We start from the raw sequence: 23638 nt of genomic DNA, 5'->3' as shown, positions 1-23638 counted from the left end.
AACGAAGGTACATTCATTATAACATGCGGAGAACGTGCAATACTCCTCTTTCGGCATAGCTGGAAATATTATCTTCTCTGAGGAAATCCTTTTAGCTTGTTCTGAATAACCTAGGCTATGCCAGAGCAAACAGACAGGACTATCAGATCGGTCGAAACGACTCTCGACATTCTTTTGGCGCTGAGTCGACTCGAACCAGTCATCCTGTCCAAACTCGCTACCGACCTTAACATGCCCACCAGCACGCTGTTCACCCACCTTAATACACTAATGCAGCGGGACTACGTAGTCAAAGAGTCGAATGAATACCGTCGGTCGTTCCGCTTTCTCCAACACGGTGCCAGTGTCCGTCATCAACTGGATGCCAGTCGCTTGCTACGCAACAAGGTCGAAGAACTCAGTTGGAAAACAGGGGAGATCGCCGTCGCCGCCATTGAAGAGAATGGACAGCGCGTTATTGTGTACCGGAGTTCTGGCAAGAAGGCTACCGGGGACGAGATACCTGTCGGGAACCATACGTACATGCACTGGACGTCGCTGGGGAAAGCGATACTGGCCAATCTTCCGGCGGATCGGCGCCGCGAAATAGTTGAGAAGCATGGGCTTCCAGAGGGGACAGAGAAGACGTTGGACACCCGAGAAAAACTCGAAACTTGTATGGAACGGGTTCGTAACCATGGATATGCAATTGACGATGAAGAGTACCTACGTGGTGTTCGAGGGATCGCGGTGCCAATACTTGACGACAAACAAGAGGTTCTCGGCTCGCTTGGTATCACTGGCTCTCGTGACAGGTTCACATCACTATATATGGCGAACTTGCTGGAGATACTCGGATATGCAAAAAACGAAATTGAGGAGCGGACCCGGTACTACCATCACAATAGGATTGTCGGATAGTTCTTTATTTCTCAGCCGATAGTCGTTGGAACTCCGTGGACGCACTGAACGGTAGCGGAGCCATTGCATTCGCTGTCGTTCGAGGCAGTACTGAATCGCCGTGGTCGGTTGAGAAACGAGTCCGCTTGGCCGCGCTCTCGAGAAGTGCGTCGGCCAATTTCCTGGTACGGGGAACCCAATTGTGTAGGGGTCCTCGAAGAGGTCGCCGGCCTACGGGATACCGTCGGCCTCCTGGCCGCGGTCATCGTGAGTCATACCGGACACCACGAGTTCGCCGTGTGGACCTCCTCCGTTCCGATATTACCATCTTGGTGGCTTCGGTGAGATGAGCACTATCAGCGTACCGTGGCCACTCATGGCGTCACGAGAGCATGCATCTCTGGAGACTGAGGTCAGGCTGCTCGCGAACCCACCACTGTGGCGTGATCGACCCGGGTGACGAGGCCGCGGAGCTCTGTCACCTCTCGCATTCTCTGCGCGAACGGATGCCCATAGGTCTTCCAAACCTGCTGGACAGGAGTGAAACTAGCAGACAAACCGGGAATCGGCTTCTTAATGTCGGACGACATGACCAGTGCTTTCGAGTATGAGATCGACAAGGGGCACTGCTTCGACTGATCCGCGAGGGGAATTCCACGGCTTCAGCCGTGTGAGAAAGTCAAGAGGCCGCACAGTCCGTCTGGTGTAAACTACGCGGGCGACTCGACGCAAGCGTTAGGTGGGTCCTCGTACAATCCCCCGGATATGACTGAAGACGACCCCGCCTGTTGTGCCGCATCTCGGAGCACCGAAAGGACTGTGGTGGCGAGCGATGGGGCGATCAGCACTGACCCGGCGACCGACGACGAGGAGCGCACAGATGGAATGGTCCGTCTTGGTGGTAACAGTTTTCTAATGGGGACCGATGATGACGTGGGATTTCCGCAGGACGGTGAGGGACCGGTCCGAGAGGTGGAACTTAACCCGTTTTATATCGACAGGCATGCCGTTACGAACGCCGAATTTCTGGTGTTCGTCCGCGAAACGGGTTATACGACCGATGCCGAACGCTACGGCTGGTCGTTCGTCTTTGAGGACTTCGTTACGGACGCTGACCGGGAGCACATTATGGACTCGGTCGCTGAAGCACCCTGGTGGGTCGCTGTCGAGGGAGCGAATTGGCTCCGTCCGGAGGGCCCCAGTTCCGACGTCATCGATACGGATCGCCTCACTCATCCGGTAACCCATGTGTCTCATCGGGACGCGGCCGCGTACGCCGAGTGGGCGGGCAAGCGACTACCGACGGAGGCGGAGTGGGAGTACTCTGCGCGCGCCGGGTTAGAACAGAAGCGCTATCCTTGGGGGGACGAACTACGCCCGAACGGAGAGCACCGGTGTAATATCTGGCAGGGGGAGTTTCCCGAGCAAAACACTGTAGACGATGGGTATATCGGGACAGCTCCTGTGGACGAGTACGAACCCAATGCGTACGGTCTCTACAACGTCTCGGGGAATGTCTGGGAGTGGTGTGCTGACTGGTTCAGTACCGACTACCATACGACCAAGGCGTATTCCCACACCAACCCGACTGGCCCGGACGACGGGGAGACTAAGGTGATGCGGGGGGGATCGCATCTCTGTCATCGCTCGTGGTGCAATCGCTACCGCGTGGCTGCACGGTCGAAAAACACGCCTGACAGTTCAACGGGCAATATTGGCTTTCGGTGTGTCGTCGACGCTCTTATGTAGAACTGCGGAAAGATCCGATAACGAGACAATCAACGATTGAATCGGTGGATTCGCCAGCCAAAGTGAGTGACCGAACGATGCCGAAGGTGTGAGTGGCCTGTTCCAAGCCCCGCTTGGACAGGCCGCGGAACTTCCACAGCCACGGCTAGACGAGCGAAAACAGGCACTCGGCTTGGTTAATATGGACGCCTTCTGGCGATACTACGTCTCTTTGTGCATGACCGTTCGGTGGTCACGCTCCATCTCTCGGTAGGCTTGGAGTCCGTCGGTCCAAACCTTTCCCAGCGGCTGGGAGAGGTCTTCAGCCACCTGGATTACTGGTTCAAGATCCCCGCTATAATCGATGCCGAGTTAGCCGCGAACCACACGAAAAGAGTCGCGGCATGCCGCGACGAGCGTCAGCTGATCACCGTGACGACCTCGCCAGCGCGAGCAGCCTGTCTTCGACGAGCGTCCGCGAGAACGGCTGTTCCGCGGCGGCTCTTGCCCTTTGTAGCCCGAACAGACCTGACATAGACTTTCGTGTGGATTCCCGTTCATGCCTCAACAGAGGCAGGGGGACAGACTTCCCGCTCACATTCAGCGTCCCACGATTCAAGTGCACATCTACGGGTGCGCCTCCGTCGTCTGCAATTTGCCAACGGCGAAGATACTGCAAACCGGTGTTCTTTGAGGCGTTGTAGTCCACATGTGTCTCGTACCCAAACTATCTGCCGAGAAGTGTGGTTGTGAAGTGTTTGCGTTTCGTTTGAGGCGTTCGGAACCGCTTTTGACGGCTCCGACAGGCCGCTGAATCCCTTTCTGAACGACCTTCGCAGTCAGGACGGTTTTGTCGCGGAGTTGGTCGTAAAGGTCACGTTCGGTTTTGGCTTTCGAGGTGATGTGGTATCTGTCGACGCCGTGCCAACATCACTCGCTGGCGGAGCTAGCGCAGTGTTTGAACTGCACGACAGCATCTCGAAGAGAGTTGATGGCTCCTTCGGGGGTCGAGCTTGATAACGCCGGTGCGCCAGTATTCCACTGTCTTTTCGTGAATCTGGCTTGTGCTACTTGAACGGTTGGGTGTTGGACTGACACCGCAACGTGGTTTGTAGCATTGGTTGTTGGCTTCGTCTCCCGACTACAAGGGTCGGAGTATCCGTCTCGTACCGCCTATGAAATGGATCCAGCCGTTGAATCGAAGGGAAGGATTCCACCTTGTTTGAAATCAAATTCATGACTGCGACCCACCGAACGGAAGCAGCTGTCGAAAGTGACCGCATGACGGTTGCTTTCGTGTCCATAATGGGGTCCTGGTGAGAGTTAGTGGGATCACAGAGCTATCGGCTCTATGGGAGTAGTAACCAACCAATATTTAATAAATTTTAATCGGAGTATATACACATACATCATTTAGAATAGTTAATCGTCCACAGACTAATAGCATATTTGGAAGAAGACTTATTATAAAGTGATAAAATAGAGTAATTAACCATACAATATATTCTAACATCAATAATTACATATAATTTTGATTGGATTATAGTGTGCCAGTATAAACAGCAACTACTTACGTTCTGGGAGAACTCTTCTTCGACCTCTTGGTGTGAACTAGTAGTCTTGTAGTCCTATATCTAAAAGAAAGAGATTATGATTATATCAACCAAAACCCCTATGTTTTCATAACTTTTTGTATATATGAGGTATACACAACAATCAACGCAGAACGGTTTTGATAAACCCAATCTACCACAAATCTCACTAGACAATAAGGCTATTTAGATGTGAAAATCTACCAGATGGTCTTGAAACTGCGTATTCATTCCTAAGTGTCTGATATAGCATCTAATATGTCCGTTTTTAGCTAAGAAAAGCACTATCTGTCAGCAGGGGGTAACGATGCTTCTTTTCAAGAGGACTGAGGAGACGACAGCTGTGGACATCAAAGCTTCCTCATCAAGAAACATGCGCCGGCTTACTACATTGTTTCCCTCCAAGTTCCGAAGAGTACGCCAAGAAACCTGGCATAATCGATCGAAACAGCAAACTTCTAATTCTGGACCCTGTGTGGGCGCTCGTATTTGGCTTTGCCGGAGGCGAGAGCTGAATACTCTCTGGCTTTAGACACAGCTATACTCGGTAGTCGACGAATCAATCCCTCCAGCGGCTTCTACCACCACTTGATTCAATTTCTCCCAGAGAATCTCTGTGACCTTGCTGATGTCGCGATCGACAGCACGCTGTTCAAGGGGGCTCGTACTTGTACGGATGGCTGGTCCTGATCGATCTGGTCTACTCCAAGTATCGGCATTTCTATTTGGTCGATAAAAACGATTGCTACTGGGGGGAGTCAGATATAGAGCAGTATGTGTCAGATGATGACAATGGGAATGGCGGGACCATACTATTCTCTAGGCGGGCGACCAGATCCACGACATGATTGATGGCCTCTCACGGAGATTCATGGATGTGGAGGTCGAATTGTAGTTCAACCAAGGCTAGTGCCGCTTCAGTCCTGAACTGCTAACTATATCGCCGTAGAGAGCGTCTTTCTAGTATTCAGCTGTGTCTGAAGCCCATCATGCCACGAACCCAACAGTACGTTGTCGATCTCTCCGCCGACGAACGAGCTGAACTCGAAGCCATGCTAGCCGCAGGGACGCACAAAACACGTGTTCTCACGCGTGCACGATGTCTCTTGCACGCCGATGACGGCTTGACTGACGACCAGGTCAGTCAAGCCGTTGGCTGTCATCCAGCCACGGTTGGACGTATTCGGAAACACTACACTGAGGACGGCCTCGCGGCGATTCATCGCCGCAAGGCCGACCGTGTCTACGAGCGCAAACTCGATGGGCGCGAAGAAGCTCACCTCATTGCTTTGGCCTGTAGCGACCCACCGGAAGGACGATCTCGATGGACGCTTCATCTCTTGGCTGAACATCTCGTCGCCCTCAACGAGATCGACGTCGAATCGATCTCTCACGAAACCGTCCGACAGGTGCTAAAAAAACACGGTTACACCCTCACCGATCAAAATCCTGGGTGATCAAACCCGGCGAAAACGCCGCGTTTGTCTGCCGGATGGAGGACGTTCTCGACCTCTATCACGAACCGTACGACCCGGCCCGTCCTGTCGTCTGCTTCGATGAGAGTAACAAGGCGCTTCACAAGCATGTCCGCGACCCGCTCCCGGCGAAACCGGGAGCGGTCGCTCGGTACGACTACACCTACGAACGAAACGGCACACGGAACCTCTTCATGATGAGTGAGCCGCTCGTCGGATGGCGACACGTCGAGGCGACAAAACGCCGTCGCAAGCAAGAGTTTGTCCAGCAAATGCAGTCACTCGTCGATGAGCACTACCCGGATGCCGATTGCATCCGGGTGGTGCTCGACAACCTCGATACGCACAAAGCCTACGCATTCTACGAGTTTCTCCCACCGAAGGAAGCACGCCGTCTGCTCGGGAAGTTAGAGTTCCATTTCACACCCAAGCACGGTAGCTGGCTCAACATGGCTGAAATAGAGTTCAGTGCACTCGCTACGGAGTGTCTCGACCGACGTATTCCGGACGCAGCGACCCTCCGTGCGGAGGTCGCTGCATGGGAGCGCACTCGAAATGAGGATGAGTCAGCTATCGACTGGCAGTTCACCACTGAGGATGCACGTATCAAACTCCGTCAGCTATATCCAACAAATCACGCTTGAAGCGGCACTAGTACGATGAAATGCGGTCGCTAGATACGAAGCGTATTCGGAAAGTCGGCGTCCAAGTTTCGGGCGCCGACGATTACCATCTCTACATCACGAATCTACCGAGAGTTGAGTTCTTACCGTCGCACTTAGCAACGCTCCATCGGTGTCGGTGGGAGGTAGAAACATTATTCCGTGAGCTGGGGACACAGTACGAATTGGACAAGTACGACACGAGGTACCTTGTTGTCGTGGAAACCCTGTTTTATGCGGAATCGCTACACTGCCGGTGCGGCGTGATCTGTTAGACCTAGTCACTGAGGAAGCAGATGATGAAAGTGTGTTTACGCCGGAGAACTGAGCGACGACTTACCAATCGCACGCTTAGTGTAGCTTCAACTCTGAATTTGTAACTCTTCCTCAATCTCGACTGGATAGAGTTGCCCTAGCTTGATCCGAGCGTCGTCAGTGGTGAATTGCCAGTCTATAGGTCGATTAACAGCATTTCGCCGCTTCTGCCACGCAGCGACCTCCGCTCGGAGGGTTGCTGCGTGATAGATTCGTCGATCAAGACATTGGCGTTTGAGGACGCCAATCTCAATCTCGGCCATGTTCAGCCAACTCCCACGCTTGGGCGTGTAGTGGAACTCGAACCGATCAGGATACGCTTTCGCTTGATCTGGCGGGAAGAATTGATAGAACCCAGCGGGCTTGTGGGTGTTGAGCTGATCCATCACAACCCGGATGCAGTCCGCATCCGGGTAGTGAACATCCGCGAGCTCGACCATCCGGTCAACCCACTCTATGGTACGTCTCTTCTCGGTGATTTCGACGTTCACCCAGCCAGTCAACGGCTCGGTCGAGATGTGGAGGCGTTGCTTCCCGTTGCGTTCGTATCGATGATCGACACGAGCGACCGCTCCCGGCTGGCCCGGGAGCGGGTCGCGTTCGTGTCCACGCAGTGCCTTGCTGGATTCGTCAAAACAGATGATCGGACGTGTTTCGTCGTACGGTTCGTGGTAGAGGTCGAGAACATCCTCCATGTAGTAGACGAATTTAGCGTCCTGTTCGGGCGGTATCTCCCAGTAACTGGAGAGATGAGGTTTCAGGGCGTTTTTTTAGCCGCTGTCGAACGGCTTCGTGAGAGATCGACTCGAAGTCGATCTCGTCGAGGGTAACGAGTTCCTCGGCAAGGAGATGGAGCGTCCAGCGTGCGTGTCCTTCTGGTGGTTCGCTGCAAGCAAGTTTGATGAGGTGAGCTTCGGCGTTCCCATCGAGTTTGCGTTCGTACTCCCGGTCGGGCTTGCGGCGATGAATCGCCGCGAGCCCTCGTTCGGTGTAGTCCTTACGGACGTTGTGGACTGTCTGTGGGTGACAGCCGACGTGCTCACTGATTGTCGCATCAGTGAGTCCGTCGTCAGCTTTCAGAAGGATGCGTGCGCGTGTGATGTCTTGGGCTCTCCGTTCACCGGTGGAAATGAACCAGTCGAGCGTCTTGCGGTCTTCCTCGCTGAGTTCGACGATATATTTCTTTCCTCCCATTCCTGTAGATACGCGCTCAGAGGAGATGACGTTATACTGTCACGGTTGAAGCTACACTTAGCTCATCGTGGATAAATACGGTGAATCTCTCGGTTACTCATCACTGCTATTGTTGGAGCAGTTGAGTGAAGATGCACGGAATATTCCTCAATAATAGTCGATACTGTAGGAGACGCTCATTACAGCTGCGAAACGAGGTTTGGGTATTAGGTAAAGACGAATGCAACTAATATTTCTCTACAGCATTACAATCTTACAATTGTAACACCTGATTATCATCTATCTGATGTCTCTGTGAGCTATTTCTGTGCTAAGAACAAACAGACATAGCGAGATGCAGACTCCGAGATAGATTGAAACAGATCGTATAAAACTGTCCAACCACTCCTATTTCGACCGAGTAATTGCATAAAATCGATGGACGTAGATCATTTCCACTTTTCAACAACTGGATCGATACTTTGTACTACACAATCAGGACGGGATCTTCAAACTTAGCGTACTCAGTTTGTATACGTGTGATTTCGCTGATCGTACGTTAAATCTCAAAAAAGATTGCCTCAATTACCGATTGCTGCCAGGAACGGTCCTGCTTATACACTGTTGTTCCCGCGTACACGTGGAAATCAAAATAGACTAGGCCGAAACTCACATGCTTGCTTCGTAGTCGGCCATCAATTAGGTGTTTTGTGTAAGTCTAATTAGTTGTAGCCTCTGTCCGTTACGAACCGGACTAGATATCCATATTACAGTAGATCCACCCCGAGTCGAGTGTTTGACGCTTCTTGATCATACAGCGAACGCTCTTGGGAAGCAAGTTGTTGGTCGGGTAGAGCTGGCGCTGTAGAAGCGTAGCGGGCAAGGGTGACGCGGGAGCGTCGCCCGAATGCAATGTTCCCATTTGAATTGCTTAGCTCGGAGGCGAGCGCCGCGAACCTGCTCCAGCAGGTTCGCTGGCGCGAGGGCCTCCAGTGTCCGCGCTGCCGATCTGAGTCAGTGATCAAACACGGCAGCTACCGGGAGTATCAACGGTATCTCTGTAAGGATTGCGACCGCACGTTCAACGACAAGACCGGTACGATCTTCGCGCACGCGAAGATCGGCCTCGACAAGCTATTGTTCGCGTTCTACTCGTATCTTCGGTTCAACACGAGTATCCGCCAGTTAGACGCTGAACTCAATGTTTCCTACCGGTCGCTTCGGCGGCGCGTCGAGCAGTTCGCCAGAACGCTCGACGCGCCAACTATCGATCTCGTTGGCCCGGTCGAGATTGACGAGTTCTACGTCTCTGCCGGGAAGAAAGGTCGCGAGCGCGACCGAGAGTCGCGCTCGCGTGCCCTTTCGAAACGTGGACGAGGAACGTACGAGGAGGACAAACCGCCAGCTTTCACGCTCGTTGATCGCGGCAGCGACCAGCGATACGTCGTACCGGCGAAATCCGCTGACGAAGCGACCGTGCGACTCCTTCTCGACAACCGCGAGACGGAGTCGCTAACTGTCTACACCGATGGATTTCGAGCGTACGATCCGCTCGACGACGATGAGACGTTCCACCGAGAATCAGTGATTCACGGCGATGGTGAGTACGTCGATGGAGACGCGCACGTGAACACGTGCGAGAGCCACGCGTCGCTGGCGCGACGGTGGCTCTCGCCGCATCGAGGCGTCTCAAAAGACAAACTGACAGCGTATCTCAGACCGTTCCAACTTCGGCGACGAATCCTCCGCAAACCGGGCCGAGAGGCACTCAAAGAGATCGTCCAAGCAGTTCTCTGACTCGCCAACAATGTACTTCACAAGAGCGTACAGCGAAAGTCCAAGACAACATGACGCTATGTATTCACGAGTGTGGGATTGTTCTTGAGCGACTGAACCACATCAGATGTTCAAGTATAGTGGAAAGGGGTTCAGTCAAGCACAATTTGATAGCGTATATAACTCAGCTACTGCTACAACCGAAACCAATCCGTCCAAGCGTAGATAGATATTTCTATAATTATACTAAATATGAAATAATGTCGTCTACACATCACACCCACACAATCCATTACATCACTATGATTGTAATGGCTAACTGAGTTTTATTTTGCCTTCCAATATATTTGTAAATGTAACATTGACCATCCCTTGTCATCCAACTGCGTTCACTATTACTGAAGCCTCTTTACTATATGTAAACCGATGCCAACCCCGAGTTTAGTACCATTGGCAAGGCTAGTGGGGATATGCGAATTATTAGCACTATGAGTGGATACTGTTCTGTATTACTGGATGCACAACCTTGGCTCTAGTTGCTCGGCAACACCTGGCAGAATCAAAAATTGGAATAAGACAAAATATTAGGGGTGAAAATGCCGAGAACCAGCAATTCTCTAAATGAGGTGTGTCTATAGACAAGAATAGTGCTGCATACTGACTACACTTAGAATACTCGAAAGATTGCAGTTTACTATGAAAATTTTACTTGGAAGTGTTCGATCAGTTGACTGAAATGCCTCCGAGGCTTTGAGACGTTGACCTTCAGACAACCTGTCTATGAACCTTAAGGACTATTTTGTTCTGGACAACCCACAATGTCTAGTGGCCTCTGAAACAGTTTGATCTCCTATTACGATTTGATAAATTACTCACACTGGAGTTAGGTGTATGTAATATTGAGCTCTATGATATTCGCTACACTTTGGAGTTTGTTGGGTAGCTCTTGCTGAAATCGCTCTTCTTGGAACCGACTAGTGGGACCAGAGACACTAATTGCACCCTCTACCTCATTGTTGTTGTTGATTATTGGAACAGCAACACAGCGAAGCCCCTTGACTCGAGCTTCATCGTCTAGAGCATAGCCAACTTCACGTATATGCTCAAGTCTCTCGAAGAGCTCATCGCGGTCTGTTATAGTGTTCTCAGTTGAAGCAGGCATTCCATGACGCTCGAGAATTTCAATCACCTGATCTTGCGGAAGATGTGCTAGTATCGCCTTGCCAAGGCCGGTATTATGTAGATACACCTCTTGTCCGATATATGAGTCGGTTTTGACTGCATCCTTACCGTGCGCTCGATGAAGATAGAACCCTTTTCCATGCTGTTCAACGAGGAGATTTGCTAGCTCCCCTGTTTCTTCAGCTAAGGTGGAGACTTCGTCTTTTGCAATCGTGTAAAGGCGCTGTTTGTGTTGAGCGTGTCCTCCAAGGTCAAGCAATTTTAGTCCGATTCGATACGATTTGCCTTCTTTGATGACGTAACCGTCTTCTTCTAGTGTACTGAGGTAGTTATGGAGGCTGCTCTTTGATAAATCAAATTCTCGTGAAAGTTCAGTAACCGTTGCCTCATTTTTGGCTTTGAGCTTGCTGAGTATTTGAAACGTAGTGTGGGCAGTCTTGACTCGATTTTGTGACTTCGCATCAACCATACTTACTGTGTATTGTTCCGGTGTTATAAATCTGAATGTCCCAATCCTGATACTTGTTCATTATTCCTATAATCGCATTTGACTACTCACTGATTGACACTCACTTAATGCATTTAAAATTTATATCTATACTTACCTCAAATTTGTCTATTATTATGAAAACTCAGATAACGATCTGATGTGATGGGGATTATTGGTTGACTTTCGCAAGAAGATACTGACGGTTAGTCTGTCTTATTGTACGAGCCCCCCTCGTTCTTCTGGTGAAATATATAGATTTTTGCTCATTGATGCATATATCAACCTGTGATTGAGAACCGAGAGAATCTCGTCAAGAGTAGTGCTCACGACTTGGCACTCAACTGTATCGAGGAAGCTATTCAAGCGGCTGCTCCGAATAATGCGATCCAGTCCGAAGTTTCTCTGAACGGTGAGACACTCACAATTGGACATACGGCGTACGATCTTAATGAGTATGAAGAGATACTTGTCGTGGGGGGCGGGAAAGCTGGAAACGGTATCGCTGCTGCTCTTGAATCAATACTCGGAAAAATGATTACCGGTGGTTTAGTCATTTCTAAAGAAGAATTTAATTTAAATAATATCAAATGCGTTACTGGGGATCATCCGCTTCCCACACAACGAAATGCGGATGCAACAGAGCGTTTGCTTACGCTTATTGAGTCTGCTAATTCTGAAACACTCATTTTATTCATTGTTACTGGTGGGGCAAGCGCATTGCTTACGTCCCCTGCCGGTAACCTCACTGTGGATGATATTCATACTACAACCGAATTGTTGCTTGAAGGCGGTGTACCAATCCAAGAAATTAATTCAGTCCGAAAACATCTATCGAATATCAAAGGAGGTCGTGCAGCTCGAAAAGCCACTCCAGCCACAGTTGCAACTTTGGCAATTTCTGATGTATCTGGAAATGACCTTTCAGTCATTGGAAGTGGGCCAACGGTTTCAGATAAGAGTACGTTCCGTGATGCGTTAAGAGTCTTCGACCGGTACGATCTCCACCCTCCTGAGGCCGTACTTAATCACCTCAATGCAGGCGCCGTTGGTGATATCGCTGAAACCCCATTCTTGGATGACCCTGCGTTTGAGTGTGCAGACTCCCATTTGGTAGCTAGTAACACTCTTGCGATAGAAGCTGCATCTACTGTCGCCAGTGATGCGGGATACAAACCGATGGTGCTCTCATCACGGCTCAGGGGAGAAGCAAGTCAGGTCTCAAAGGCAGTTCTCTCTGTCGCTGAGGAGTGTATTGCTACTGGAAACCCGGTTGAGCCACCGGCAGTACTGTTCGGTGGTGGTGAATGTACTGTTACTATCTCAGGCAACTATGGGCAAGGTGGGCCCAATCAAGAGTTCGCCCTTTCTGCCGCACTGGATCTTGAAGATGATATAGTCATCACTGCAGTTGACACTGATGGTGAGGATGGTAGCTCGGATGTTGCCGGTGCAATTGTAGACTGTAATAGTGTAAAAAACTCTAATCAAGCCGAAGAATGCCTCAACAAGCATGACGCAGGAACTTATCTTTCTAAGATCGGAGCGACTATTCACACTGGTCCAACAGGAACAAATGTTAACGATCTGATCGTGATAATTGTTGGACAACCCGATTAACTCGTACTACCTGATGCAATTTTCCTTGATCGTATCTGCTTTTGATCTCCACAACTAGCCTCTGTTTGATCTCGCTCAATTCGGTATACTTTGTTGTAGTGCTGTCTAAGACGGTCCTGACTCAACAAGCCGGTGCGAGGGTCCCCTTCCTCATGGACGACCGCCTCGAGTGAGTGGGTGGGAAGGAACTCGCTGTACCTTTCCCACCGCGCGCGAAGAACTCCCGACTGTCAATGCCGGGCCACAGACAGTCCCAAGGGCTGGCGTGCCAACAAGGTTAAGCCGCGTTTCTCGGCGTGGACGGGTCGCAAGTCAACCAGCCCCGGAATCTGGACTGTCGAAGCGAATGTGACGTCATATGCTTCTCTGCCGCCCGCATCATACACGGGGTAGAGTGGAGGTCACGGCTACGTAAATTGCCGCTGGCCTCTGATTCCGCACCATTAGTGGATTTCGTCGGTGTGAGTCCCGCGCCGAGAAACTATACGCAAGCCACTTTTTAACAAGCGCGTCAGCGCGAGTAGGGTAGGATAGTTGACGTGATGCCCCGTCGTGTGAAGTCGGACTGCGAAACAGTCGATGGGTGTTGGTGTAGGTCCCTCTCTCTCGATATCTAATTGCTGTCTGCAGATCTTTTTGAGGCATGTGATCGGATCATATTGTATATTTCACTCCTCAAACTTGCTGAACTATTTAGAACCCAAAATAAAGATTTGTGACTGATTTGATGAAGTCCCATCAAAAGAAATATTTGAACTCCCTCAAACGTACTCTATATGAGTCTACCAAAAATAGGGCTCGGTACGTGGCAGAACACTGATCCAGAAACCTGTGCGAATACCGTCTCTACCGCACTGGAATTAGGGTATCAACACATCGATACAGCCCAATATTACGGAAATGAGGAAGCTGTTGGTGAGGGTATCAAAGCAGCTGACGTAGTCCGCGAGGATATATTCGTGGGCTCGAAAGTTCACGCAGAAAAGTTTGGCTTAGCATATGACGAAGTCATTGAAGGGTTGGAAGTGACCCTTGATCGACTTGGACTCGAATATCTGGACCTACTATACGTTCACTGGCCGGTTGGAAACTACGAAGCAGAAGAAACGATGTCAGCTTTTGATGAACTCATTGACCGAGAGCTGATAGAGTATGCCGGCGTCTGCAATTTCAGTATTGAACAACTTGAGGAGGCGATGGAGCATATTGAGTCAAATCTATTTGCTCACCAAGCAGAAACACATCCTCTCCTGCAACAGAACGAGCTTGTGGAACATGCGCAAGAAAACGACTATCATCATATTGCGTATTCTCCTCTCGCACGTGGAAATGTACTCGAAATTCCTGAAGTCAGAAATATCGCTCAAAAACATGATAGTAGTCCAGCACAAGTTAGCCTTGCATGGTTGCTCGCGCGCGACAATGTTAGCGTCGTACCGAAGGCAACGTCGAAGTCGCATCTAAAGGACAACCTCGGGGCTGTTGAGCTCGAACTCGACGCAGAAGATATTGAACGAATCCAGGGGATCGAGCAGACGGAGCGGTATGTCGAACGCGATGGAGCACCATGGCTTGAAAGTTGAATTCAAATCGAACATTTCGAGTTTGTTGCTGCCGAAAGTATGTGGTACGTATTTACCCCAGGGACACGACAACGGGCACAACCTGAGCTCGTGAGATTATCTCGTTATCTCGGGCAACTCGCTTGAACTCTTCGTAGGGATTGCGTCCCTGCTGGCTCCACGTCGCCAGCAGGGACAGCAGGGTTTCGTGAATAAACATGCCTGGTCGTTCCGAAGCGTTCCGATGAGTTTTCGGAGCACCCCCTGTACATGAAGCGCGTTTTCAGCGGCGTTGTTAGTCGGGGAGACTGCTGGCTCACCGACGGAGGTAATCCATGGTCGAGACCTCCTTCGATTTTCCCAAGTAGTGTTACCACTGGTCTATCAAGAACTGACCGCTCAATTAGCGATTCAAGCACTCTCTGTGCCATCTGTTGTAGTTCTGCTTGCCTACGTACTGTCAGGTCGCTCCCCCGGAGAACGACGTACCGCTGTTTGAGGGTATGCTATATCGGGTTGCTTTCCGCCTGCTGTTCGGCGGCTTCCTCAGCTTCCCGAAGGATATGTGCCCAACATCGTTGGAGATTGCTGCTGAAGACCGATACGCCGTCCGGCCATCACAGACGACCGTTCTCGCGAAGTCCTCCCCGAGGACTTCCGCGGGAAGATCGCTTCCTCGACTCTCTCTCTCTCTGACTGCGTACAGCGTATGTTCCTTATTGGTGAACGTCCAGATCCATGTCTATTCACCATCTCGTTTGATTCCGGTCTCATCATCGTGGACAACGTCAGCTTGCTGGATCTGGTGGCGGATCTGCTCATACTCACAGCGACCGGCGCGCGCGGTGCGCTCGACAACTCCAGTCCGTGCAGTAGCTAGAAGCGATCGGCGATCTTCCGGTAAGAGAGACGGTGGTCGTACCGAAACAGTGCCCCCTGTGTGATGACGTTCACCCCGAATTGCCCCTCTAGTGATTCAGCAAACTACTAGGTGACCTGATTCGATAACTCGGTGGGAGAGTCCACTTCCGACCCAAACATGTTATCCAGAGTTCCCAATTCTTCTGTGAACTACTATCGGGGTAGTTCGGAGTATGAGGCGACAGTCTCTGTTTCACACGATTGGCACTCTTAGTGGTGGTTGTACTGTGTGATTTTCGGTGGCTGTGGATCTAGGAGTTCCTCGAGGAGTCGGGAGTTGATGCCCTTCGGTTCGTCAAACGCTTCACCACAGTCTGTGAAGCAGTCACAAGTAACCACGATTTCTCGATCTGAGTCAGGAGTGTCGCGCCATTCCGGGTCGTGTCTGGACTTTCGGCCAGGCCTGTCACCGTCAGTACGTGGTTGTTCATCGTCCTCGTTCCGACCGGACGAGAACGGTTTCTCTTGATCCGATTGGTCCTTGCTCGGTGGGGACCCCTCATACCACTGGAGCTTGGCTCTGAGCCGTTTGTTTTCCTGTCGCAACTGTTCGTTCTCTTCTAGAAGCTCTTGGTTTTCCTAGCGGAGCTGTTCGACTTCTTCTTAAAACGAAGCAACACGTGCGAGCGTCCCCTGTTTGGTAGGGTCGGAAGAAGTCATGAGCAGGCAAGACGGGCGGTCTCCGGACTGGAAACTATCCCTTGGGAATACATTGGTTTTCCTGCTGCATCGATCTACGTCACCAGTTGGGTGGCTACTAAGAGTGACTGCCGAAAACAGTCTGGGACTAAACACGTACGATAATTATATATAGCATGATTGTATACTGGGAAATGAGATGGCAAACAAAAGCAACAGCCATTCCAGTGGAAGCAAGGTCCCAAAATCCCTTTCTCGACGAAATGTCATTAGGGGACTAGCTGCAGCAGGGGCAGCAGGTCTAGCTGGGTGTGGAGCGGGTGAACGGACCACTGAACCCGATGAAAACGCAAACAATTCGGGACAAACTGGTACTTCGGAAACTACCATCCAGATGGCCGAAAGTATCAAAATGTGGAGCGCAGCTAATGCTGAGACCTTCAAGATGGTCGCAGATAGGTATAATGAGGAGACGGGTGGCAAGGTATCCGTCTCTAACATGACCTCAGGGGACCTTCAAGATAAGCTGAAAGCGAGCCTAATTAGTGGAGAGGATGCTCCTGCTACGGCGATGATCCAACAGTATTCAATTCCCGGTATGATTGATACTGGTAGTTTGACCGACCTATCTTCCCGAATTAACAGTGAAGGATTAAAAGACGACTACGTGTCTGGTACGTGGGATGCCGTTTCCAAGGATGGTGGGATTTATGCTATCCCATGGGATATCGGCCCAGCGGTGGTATATTATCGTCGAGACGTATACGAACAAGCCGGGATTGAACCAAGCAGTATTGAGACATGGGATAATTTCATGGAAGAGGGAAGCAAGCTTGGGGACGATAAATCCCTCATCAGCCTAGCACCAAATGAATATGCTAATACGTGGAGGTTCCTTTTCCGCCAGCTGGGTGGGAACGAATTTACTGAGGAAGGTGACATCAACATACACTCAGAGAAAAGTGTTCGGGCCGCAAAGTTAATGAAAGATATGATTGATGCGGGAGTAGCGGATACTACTTCCGGATGGACGCAAAATTGGTTCTCCAATTTCCAATCTGGGTCGACCGCCAGCATCGCGTTTGGTGCCTGGTTCACGGGGACCCTTAAGGCAGAATTGTCGGATACTAGTGGGAAATGGGGCGTTATGAAACTCCCCGCTTTCGAAAAAGGTGGGAATCGGGCAAGTAAAAATGGTGGATCATCGTTGATAATCCCAAACCAATTGTCAGAAAACGAATTGGCAAGAGCCTGGGATTATGTGAAATATGCCACATCCAATGACGAAACGATGATTAAGACGTATTCCGAGAAGGGTAACTTCCCAGCTTACTCGGCAATCTATGACGATGAGGTATTCAAACAGAAGGATGAGTTTTTCGATGGCCAACGAGTGGGGACTGTCTTTACTGATGTAGCTGAAGATATCCCGGGGTATCAATTTACCGCGGACACTCCCCAGGTATCAAACGCTATTGTCTCCGAAATTCGAAATATGGTCAAAAATGATGGCAGTCCTGATAAGGCTATGCAGCGAGCAGCGGAAACAGTGAAAAATAGTACTAACCGTGACCTCGCCTGAAAATATACAATAACAGCACGGAGCAAATAATATTTCAGCTTTAGACAAGATTATTCAGTAAGCGACTAAACAGTTAAACATATTACTACCCATGACTAGATATGAAAACATGAGTGCAACAGAATATAGTCAAGACAATTCTCCCTCGATAGTGGATAGATTCCGGTATAAACGACAGAGGTTGACCGAGATCCTTCCATCCCCCGGTGGAGTACCATACATATTCCTTTCTCCATTTTTTATTTTCTTCTCAGTATTCCTAGCATTTCCCATCGTATATTCTCTATACCTTTCGTTTTTTGAGTTTCAGGGAGTTGGTGGTCAAACACTTTTCTGGGTTGATTTAGGCTGGTTTGATTTCACCGTCACAACAATTGCAGATCTAGAATTCGTTGGATTGGAAAATTACGAGCGGCTTCTTGGTGATTCAGTATTCCATCAAGCGTTCCTCAACACGCTCTTCATTTTCGTCATTCAGATCCCGCTTCTAATGACGTTAGCTTTGACCTTGGCTCTTATCTTAGACGCTAGCTTCGTGAAATTCAAAAGGTTCTTCCGATCGATAATTGCTCTACCAGTTGCAGCTCAAACAGTCGCTTACACGGTTGTATTTCTCGTCATCCTTCAACCCAATGGCATACTCGATTCACTGTTCGTAGCAATTGGAATCTCACCACAACAATGGATAGGAAACTCCACATGGGCAAAAACAATGATAGCGTTCATGAAAACTTGGAGATGGACTGGTTATAATATGATTATTTTAGTCGCGGGATTGCAAACGATCCCCCAGCAATTGTATGAAGCTGCTAGAATTGATGGAGCTAGCCAATGGGAAAGGTTCAGATATGTAACTATTCCGCAGCTTAAACCGATTCTCTTGTTCGTATTAGTTACTACTACTATCGGTGTGTTCAAAACTTTCCCAGAAGCAAAAATTATGATTGATGGTGGAGCACCACGTGTCGGTACCCAAACATTGGTTCCGTATATCTATGAAGTTGGGTTCATTAATTTCGAGTTAGGTTATGCGAGCGCAATCACGTACGTTGTTGTTGGTGTAATTATATTCATTGCCTATCTTCAAATGAAGGTTGGTGGTTCTGATGCATGACAAAACACAGCGATCTGCTTTCCAAAGATTCGGGATTTATGCTTTCCTCTTAGCTGTTACAGCAGTTATGCTCCTCCCGGTTTATTGGGTTCTTGTAGTGTCTACAATCCCTGAGGAAGCCTTTATTGGAAGTGGTGTGCCAATGATCCCTGGTCAACATTTCCTTGATAATTTCATATCCTTGGAGTCAAATATTGATTATGTAGATAGTATTGGGCATAGTGTGGGGGTTTCGGTAGTTTACACTGCAATCTCATTGTTCCTTTGTGCCATGGGTGGATTTGCATTCGCTAAGTATGATTTCCGATTTCAAAAACCAGTATTCTATCTAATCCTAGCCACGATTACTTTGCCGATTCAGATTCTCGTCATTCCATATTTCCTAATGATGGCAAAATTAAATCTCGTAAATACATTCATTGCGATTATTTTGCCATATGCAGCCCACCCCCTTGGGATATTCCTGATGCGGCAGAATATGCAAAAAATCCCGGATTCATTGCTTGAGTCAGCGCGGATGGACGGAGCAACTGAGTTCCAAGTATTCTACCGAATAGCTCTCCCAACTATGAAGTCGTCTATGGCTGCTCTAGGGATCATTCTATTCCTGTTCCAGTGGAACCTATTCCTCTTCCCGTTAGTGATCCTTCGAGAAGGAAAATACACGATTCCTCTCGCAATCAGTCAGCTTGTTCGTGTTGGAAGAGTGAATTATGATCAAATTATGGTGGCGGCGGCGCTCGCTATTATTCCTCTATTCATCGTCTTCGTTGTCCTACAAAAGTATTTTGTCCGTGGAATCCTTGCAGGTTCAGTTAAGGAGTGATCAAAATGGCGAAAATTCAACTCAGTGACATTACGAAAGAGTTTGGTAACGGTTCAGAAAGTATCGTTGCAGTTGATAATATCGAGCTTCAGATCCAAGATGGGGAGTTCCTTGTATTGGTTGGTCCATCGGGTTGTGGCAAAACAACTACTCTACGGTGTATTGGCGGCTTGGAAAGTGTTACTGATGGAGAAATAAAATTCGGTGAGGAGAATGTTACAGATATTCCATCGACCGGTCGTGATGTTGCGATGGTATTCCAAAATTATGCATTATATCCACACATGACAGCTAAAGAAAATATCAGTTTTGGTTTGAGGGTGTCTACCAAACTCACTTCAGAGGAAATTAATAATAAAGTCGAGGATGCTGCTGAAATGCTTGGCATTTCGGACTTGATGAATGATAAACCAAAGGAGTTGTCTGGTGGTCAACAGCAAAGGGTTGCCTTGGGGAGAGCTATCGTAAGAGAGCCGCAGGTCTTCCTGATGGATGAACCTTTATCGAATCTAGACGCGAAACTACGAACAGAAATGCGGACTGAGATTCAGGAATTGCAGGATACATTGGGTACCACTACTGTGTATGTTACTCACGATCAGACTGAAGCGATGGCAATGGGTGACCGAATAGCCGTCCTAAACGAAGGCCAGCTCCAGCAGGTTGGTAAACCGGAAGAACTCTATCTATCACCCACCAATCAATTTGTAGCATCCTTCATTGGAGACCCGAGCATGAACTTATTCGAAGCTACTGTTGAAGAAGATGTCTTGATTGGGCCAGGGGACATTCGAATCGATCTTCGAGATACATCCCAAATCACGGGAAAGGAACGAGTTACTGTAGGACTTCGTCCAGAGGATATCAAAGCGACCTCGCAAGGCGATTACGGGATGAGTGCAAATGTATCTGTTGTTGAGCCAATGGGCAACGAGAACATACTCTACACCTCTGTTGGTGAGAAAGAGTTCATCATCCGGGCGAATAATCAGGTCCGTCCTGAACGCCATGATGAAATACAACTAACTTTTGACGAAGAGTCTATGTATATATTCGATATCGAAACTGAAAAATCGCTTAAAGTAAAGTCGGATGAGGTCGCTGACAATCAATTCAACGCCACTGAGGAAATTGCTACCTCAAATAGTACCAACCTTGCAGAAGACGGTTCCACACAAGAATCGTAAACTCTAATAACACAGTTAATTTATACTAAATTAAATAAAATAAATATTCTAAAAACACCTAAAGACACAGTCACATTCGTATATCATCGTTTATGATTGTCCATAATCTGACTATGTATGTCCCGAATAATGTGGCCTATCCCATCGATCCCTGAGAGTCGTTTCGCTGATTAGTTATAGAGCCTCGAGTCCAGTTAGAGAATTTTTATCGGGTTGATGGACTCGCTGGCGAACAAATCAAAGAGACTATCGTGGGCTGTAATTACGCTGGGATACGGGTCATCATGGTGACCAACGATCACGCCGGGACGGCGAAAAACAGCTCATAGAGTGACGGGGGAGGGGAAACCATCGATTCAGACTACGCTGAAGTCATCAAAAGGAGCGAACTCGATGACTGGAGTCTCTTTCGGCGACTGACAGCGAACGCTTTGAGGACGCCGCAGTTTTCACGCTGGTTAACCTGGAGAACAAGCTCGACTTGATAGATCGGCTCTGTAGTTTCGCTAGACGAGAGCGCCGCAACTACGTTATCGCTGTAGAAAGCGAAGAGGAAGACTGCTGTAGTATCGGAGTTCCGCTCTTCACTCGTGTTACGGTCGCTAAGGCTAAATCTGTTGTCGCTAACCCGGAGAATCCGATGACCCCGAAAGGGTGGGCGGGTTCGCCGAGTGGGCAATGCTTACGCTACATGCACTCTGTATCGAGTTGGGCAAATCCTACCGCGTTGCGGTGGATTTGCTCAGCGAGTTGCCCGGCGTACTCGAAGAGATCGGTCTCATGCGGCTGTCTCACTACACTATCCTCCGTACGTGGTTTGTACGGATTCCGACTAAGACGTGACGTGCGTTTCTCGGTTCGTCATTCCAGAAACTCACTGGCCACATAGCTATCGATTCGACTGGCTTCGACCGCGACCAGCCCAGCCGCCACTACGCCAACCACACGCACTAGCGCGTCCGGGTGCTGAAAGTCACTGTCCTTGTTGATGTCGAAACGCTGTACATCACCGACACCCACTCCACAACGTGCAAGAAAAAAGATCTGAAGATTGGCCCGCAGGTCGCCCGCCTAAACGTGGGCGACCTGCGGAGCCTCGCTGCCAACCGAGGCTACGATGCGAAAGACTTCCGCGACGAACTCAGTGACAACGGCGTTAGACCGCTGATCAAGCATCACATCATGAATCCGCTCGATCACACCCACAACGCCCGCATGGACCGTGATCGGTCCAAACGTCGCTCGATGAACGAAATCGCCTTCTCAAGCATCAAGCGTACGCTCAGCACAACCGTGCGTGCGCGAAGCTGGTGGCTGGCGTTCCGTGAAATGTTGCTTAAAGCGACCGTCTACAACCTCAATCCCTGATAAAGCGTCGCCAACTAATCCGATCTGAGCCCACCAGTCTGTCCTGATGAGCCGTTGGTAGCGAGCAAGTATCCCTGAGAGAAGAGAGGGCTGTCGCTGTCGGTGGCGGTCAGCCGCCGACACGACAGTGTCGCCACCCACGTGGAGGCGTGCTCGGCGGTGACTTCCGGTGGAACCGGTCGTTAGGTGGCCGGTTTGCGGGAACGGCCCGACACATCATCGAGATGAACTCCATGAACGGCCACTTCCAGAGGCGGCGCCCGTCACGGCGGGGGCGTCGCACAAACTCCCAGTGCAGATACCGCCACACGTTCTGTAAGAGAATGGTCACTATGACGTACAACAGCCGTACGACCGGATTCTGCGTTGTGATCGTTGCAATACTTTGTTCGGAGAACCGATAGCTGGCCTCGAAGCGTTTGACGTAGTGGTATCGGGCTTCACGTGGCGTGTCGATGAACAGCGCGTCAGCGGCATAACTATGACGCGCCACCCCGTGTTCGTCATACCACCCGTTCTGGTAGGTACAGTTGATATAGACGGGAATCTCAACGGTCCAGCTGTGACCGTCGAGTTTCGCCGTCAGATCGTGTTGGATGACGCGGCTCCATCCTTCCGAGAGTTCCTGCTTAATGTTCTTTCCCCACCGGACGATCGGCATTACGTAGGTGGGATTGTGTGTCTGAAGCAGCGTGAGGCACTTGCTATCGTAGAATCCGCGGTCGAGATAGATGGCCTTGACGCTGAGGTCAAGGCTGTCAAGGAGGCCAAGAAACTCTGCCAGGACACTGCTGGCGGTGCGCCGTCTCGTCGACGGGCGACACCGCCAGGTGTATTCTTCACATGCGCGTAGAGTGTCGCGTAGGCGTGGAATGCGGTGGTTCCACGCTTGGATTCCGAGTGATAGAGGCCATCTGTCTCATCCTCATCACCGTAGTAGGGCCTCAGGTGGATGTCTACGATGACTTCCACTGCTCGGGAAGACCTCTAAAATGTCCTTCTGAAGGAGTGCGTTCCCGACTTTTTCAACCGACGTTAGTTCGAACTTCTCGCCGAGGAGGTACAGAACTGTGTTTTCGTGGGGAAAGTCTTCACTGGTCTCACAGAGTTCAGATATCGAGTCCCCGTCGGCGTAAGCGCCGACGAGGACCTCGTAGATATTCCTTAGCATAGAATTCAACATTAGCTCCGAGACAGAAAGCGACTTCCTCGTCGAGGGTATTGACGAGGAAGTTAAGAAGTTGGTCCTCGTGGATTTCATTGTCTGCTGGCTTGTTGAAGTGCACATCCTCAGCAAGCAGACATTCTAACTACCCAGCTTTGTGAGGTACTGAAATCTGGTCATCCACGTCACAGTACCGATAGATGCGAAAGTTTGGCGTGGAAACTAGGAAGCCGTTCGATCCTTCACATGATCAGTCAATGGATAAGACTAGAGGAGACATCGTGCGTCCACGACCGAGTAGGGGGTAAGAGGCCGTCTCAGTGACGGTGCAAGACGGGCGTCGATCTTACCAGATGCAGCGAGGCGGCCACCGATAGCGTCGGTT

13 protein-coding genes and 8 pseudogenes are annotated in these 23638 nt (G+C 49.9%); 13 read left to right on the top strand and 8 right to left on the bottom strand.

The features are described 5' to 3' along the window. Nucleotides 1-117: 117 nt before the first annotated feature. Both Hhyl6_RS23330 and Hhyl6_RS23325 read left to right on the top strand, forming a co-directional pair. Nucleotides 118-900, top strand: a complete 783-nt coding sequence (locus tag Hhyl6_RS23330; protein WP_483741595.1) for an IclR family transcriptional regulator — start codon at nt 118-120, stop codon at nt 898-900. A 744-nt stretch (nt 901-1644) separates the two neighbouring features. Then, the gene (locus Hhyl6_RS23325) at nt 1645-2628 is read left to right on the top strand and encodes a formylglycine-generating enzyme family protein (RefSeq protein WP_483741594.1); all 984 of its coding nucleotides are present in this window, start codon (nt 1645-1647) and stop codon (nt 2626-2628) included. On the opposite strand, the pseudogene Hhyl6_RS23320 reads toward Hhyl6_RS23325, so the two are convergent. Beyond that, nucleotides 2621-3138: pseudogene (locus Hhyl6_RS23320) on the bottom strand (IS1595 family transposase); the annotation flags it as partial. The gene Hhyl6_RS23325 and the pseudogene Hhyl6_RS23320 sit on opposite strands and share 8 nt — an antisense overlap. A gap of 195 nt (nt 3139-3333) precedes the next feature. Next, a pseudogene (locus tag Hhyl6_RS23315) lies at nt 3334-3649 on the bottom strand (RNA-guided endonuclease TnpB family protein); the annotation flags it as partial. 923 nt (nt 3650-4572) lie between these two features. Between Hhyl6_RS23315 and Hhyl6_RS23310 the strand changes: the two are divergent. The 3 genes and pseudogenes from Hhyl6_RS23310 to Hhyl6_RS23300 form a co-directional block, all read left to right on the top strand. Continuing rightward, nucleotides 4573-4951: pseudogene (locus Hhyl6_RS23310) on the top strand (hypothetical protein); the annotation flags it as partial. A gap of 237 nt (nt 4952-5188) precedes the next feature. After that, nucleotides 5189-6318, top strand: a protein-coding gene (locus Hhyl6_RS23305; RefSeq protein WP_483741593.1) for an IS630 family transposase whose coding sequence is annotated in 2 segments (ribosomal slippage) — nt 5189-5624 and nt 5624-6318 — 1131 coding nt in all. Because the reading frame shifts where the segments join, the coding sequence is not laid out codon by codon here. 11 nt (nt 6319-6329) lie between these two features. After that, nucleotides 6330-6661: pseudogene (locus Hhyl6_RS23300) on the top strand (transposase); the annotation flags it as partial. A gap of 37 nt (nt 6662-6698) precedes the next feature. Here the strand turns inward: Hhyl6_RS23300 and Hhyl6_RS23295 are convergent. Continuing rightward, nucleotides 6699-7382, bottom strand: coding sequence for an IS630 family transposase (locus Hhyl6_RS23295; protein WP_483741664.1), 684 nt, complete (start codon nt 7380-7382; stop codon nt 6699-6701). Beyond that, entirely contained in the window at nt 7360-7845 is a 486-nt protein-coding gene (locus tag Hhyl6_RS23290; RefSeq protein WP_483741592.1) for a helix-turn-helix domain-containing protein, read from the bottom strand. Before Hhyl6_RS23290 ends, Hhyl6_RS23295 begins: the two co-directional genes overlap by 23 nt. 891 nt (nt 7846-8736) lie before the next feature. Between Hhyl6_RS23290 and Hhyl6_RS23285 the strand changes: the two genes are divergently transcribed. After that, nucleotides 8737-9621 carry an IS1595 family transposase gene (locus Hhyl6_RS23285; RefSeq protein ID WP_483741591.1) on the top strand — a complete coding sequence of 295 codons (885 nt, stop codon included), beginning with the start codon at nt 8737-8739 and terminating at the stop codon, nt 9619-9621. 862 nt (nt 9622-10483) lie between these two features. On the opposite strand, the gene Hhyl6_RS23280 is transcribed toward Hhyl6_RS23285, so the two are convergent. Then, entirely contained in the window at nt 10484-11251 is a 768-nt protein-coding gene (locus Hhyl6_RS23280) for an IclR family transcriptional regulator (RefSeq protein ID WP_483741590.1), read from the bottom strand. A 306-nt stretch (nt 11252-11557) separates the two neighbouring features. On the opposite strand from Hhyl6_RS23280, the gene Hhyl6_RS23275 reads away from it, so the two are divergent. Both Hhyl6_RS23275 and Hhyl6_RS23270 read left to right on the top strand, forming a co-directional pair. Beyond that, the gene (locus Hhyl6_RS23275; RefSeq protein WP_483741589.1) at nt 11558-12889 is read left to right on the top strand and encodes a glycerate kinase type-2 family protein; all 1332 of its coding nucleotides are present in this window, start codon (nt 11558-11560) and stop codon (nt 12887-12889) included. Nucleotides 12890-13665: 776 nt separating this feature from the next. Beyond that, complete coding sequence (locus Hhyl6_RS23270) at nt 13666-14472, top strand: aldo/keto reductase (protein ID WP_483741588.1); 807 nt, start codon at nt 13666-13668, stop codon at nt 14470-14472. Nucleotides 14473-14524: 52 nt separating this feature from the next. Here the strand turns inward: Hhyl6_RS23270 and Hhyl6_RS23265 are convergent. Together Hhyl6_RS23265 and Hhyl6_RS23260 are read right to left on the bottom strand one after the other, a co-directional pair. After that, nucleotides 14525-15420: pseudogene (locus Hhyl6_RS23265) on the bottom strand (IS66 family transposase); the annotation flags it as partial. A gap of 165 nt (nt 15421-15585) precedes the next feature. After that, nucleotides 15586-15951, bottom strand: a pseudogene (locus tag Hhyl6_RS23260) (IS66 family transposase); the annotation flags it as partial. A gap of 259 nt (nt 15952-16210) precedes the next feature. Here Hhyl6_RS23260 and Hhyl6_RS23255 point away from each other — a divergent pair. From Hhyl6_RS23255 to Hhyl6_RS23235, 5 genes and pseudogenes are all read left to right on the top strand, one after another. Continuing rightward, on the top strand, nt 16211-17593 hold the full coding sequence (locus tag Hhyl6_RS23255) for an ABC transporter substrate-binding protein (protein ID WP_483741587.1): 1383 nt from the start codon (nt 16211-16213) through the stop codon (nt 17591-17593). Nucleotides 17594-17702: 109 nt separating this feature from the next. Then, nucleotides 17703-18707, top strand: coding sequence for a carbohydrate ABC transporter permease (locus Hhyl6_RS23250; protein ID WP_483741586.1), 1005 nt, complete (start codon nt 17703-17705; stop codon nt 18705-18707). Further along, the gene (locus tag Hhyl6_RS23245) at nt 18700-19533 is read left to right on the top strand and encodes a carbohydrate ABC transporter permease (RefSeq protein ID WP_483741585.1); all 834 of its coding nucleotides are present in this window, start codon (nt 18700-18702) and stop codon (nt 19531-19533) included. The genes Hhyl6_RS23250 and Hhyl6_RS23245 overlap by 8 nt, the downstream gene beginning before the upstream one ends. A gap of 5 nt (nt 19534-19538) precedes the next feature. Continuing rightward, entirely contained in the window at nt 19539-20720 is a 1182-nt protein-coding gene (locus Hhyl6_RS23240; RefSeq protein WP_483741584.1) for an ABC transporter ATP-binding protein, read from the top strand. 640 nt (nt 20721-21360) lie between these two features. Further along, nucleotides 21361-22088: pseudogene (locus tag Hhyl6_RS23235) on the top strand (IS5 family transposase). Nucleotides 22089-22197: 109 nt separating this feature from the next. Here the strand turns inward: Hhyl6_RS23235 and Hhyl6_RS23230 are convergent. Next, nucleotides 22198-23374: pseudogene (locus Hhyl6_RS23230) on the bottom strand (ISH3 family transposase). Between the last annotated feature and the right edge of the window lie 264 nt (nt 23375-23638).

Source organism: Haloarcula sp. H-hyl6, assembly GCF_056934455.1.
The sequence above is the reverse complement of the archived record's forward strand: the minus strand, read 5'-3'. Positions and strand labels throughout refer to the sequence as shown.

Coding starts and splice junctions, on each gene's coding strand:
- Hhyl6_RS23330 (WP_483741595.1), top strand. CDS start 118: ATGCCAGAGCAAACAGACAGGACTATCAGATCGGTCGAAACGACTCTC.
- Hhyl6_RS23325 (WP_483741594.1), top strand. CDS start 1,645: ATGACTGAAGACGACCCCGCCTGTTGTGCCGCATCTCGGAGCACCGAA.
- Hhyl6_RS23290 (WP_483741592.1), bottom strand. CDS start 7,845: ATGGGAGGAAAGAAATATATCGTCGAACTCAGCGAGGAAGACCGCAAG.
- Hhyl6_RS23285 (WP_483741591.1), top strand. CDS start 8,737: ATGTTCCCATTTGAATTGCTTAGCTCGGAGGCGAGCGCCGCGAACCTG.
- Hhyl6_RS23280 (WP_483741590.1), bottom strand. CDS start 11,251: ATGGTTGATGCGAAGTCACAAAATCGAGTCAAGACTGCCCACACTACG.
- Hhyl6_RS23270 (WP_483741588.1), top strand. CDS start 13,666: ATGAGTCTACCAAAAATAGGGCTCGGTACGTGGCAGAACACTGATCCA.
- Hhyl6_RS23255 (WP_483741587.1), top strand. CDS start 16,211: ATGGCAAACAAAAGCAACAGCCATTCCAGTGGAAGCAAGGTCCCAAAA.
- Hhyl6_RS23250 (WP_483741586.1), top strand. CDS start 17,703: ATGAGTGCAACAGAATATAGTCAAGACAATTCTCCCTCGATAGTGGAT.
- Hhyl6_RS23245 (WP_483741585.1), top strand. CDS start 18,700: ATGCATGACAAAACACAGCGATCTGCTTTCCAAAGATTCGGGATTTAT.
- Hhyl6_RS23240 (WP_483741584.1), top strand. CDS start 19,539: ATGGCGAAAATTCAACTCAGTGACATTACGAAAGAGTTTGGTAACGGT.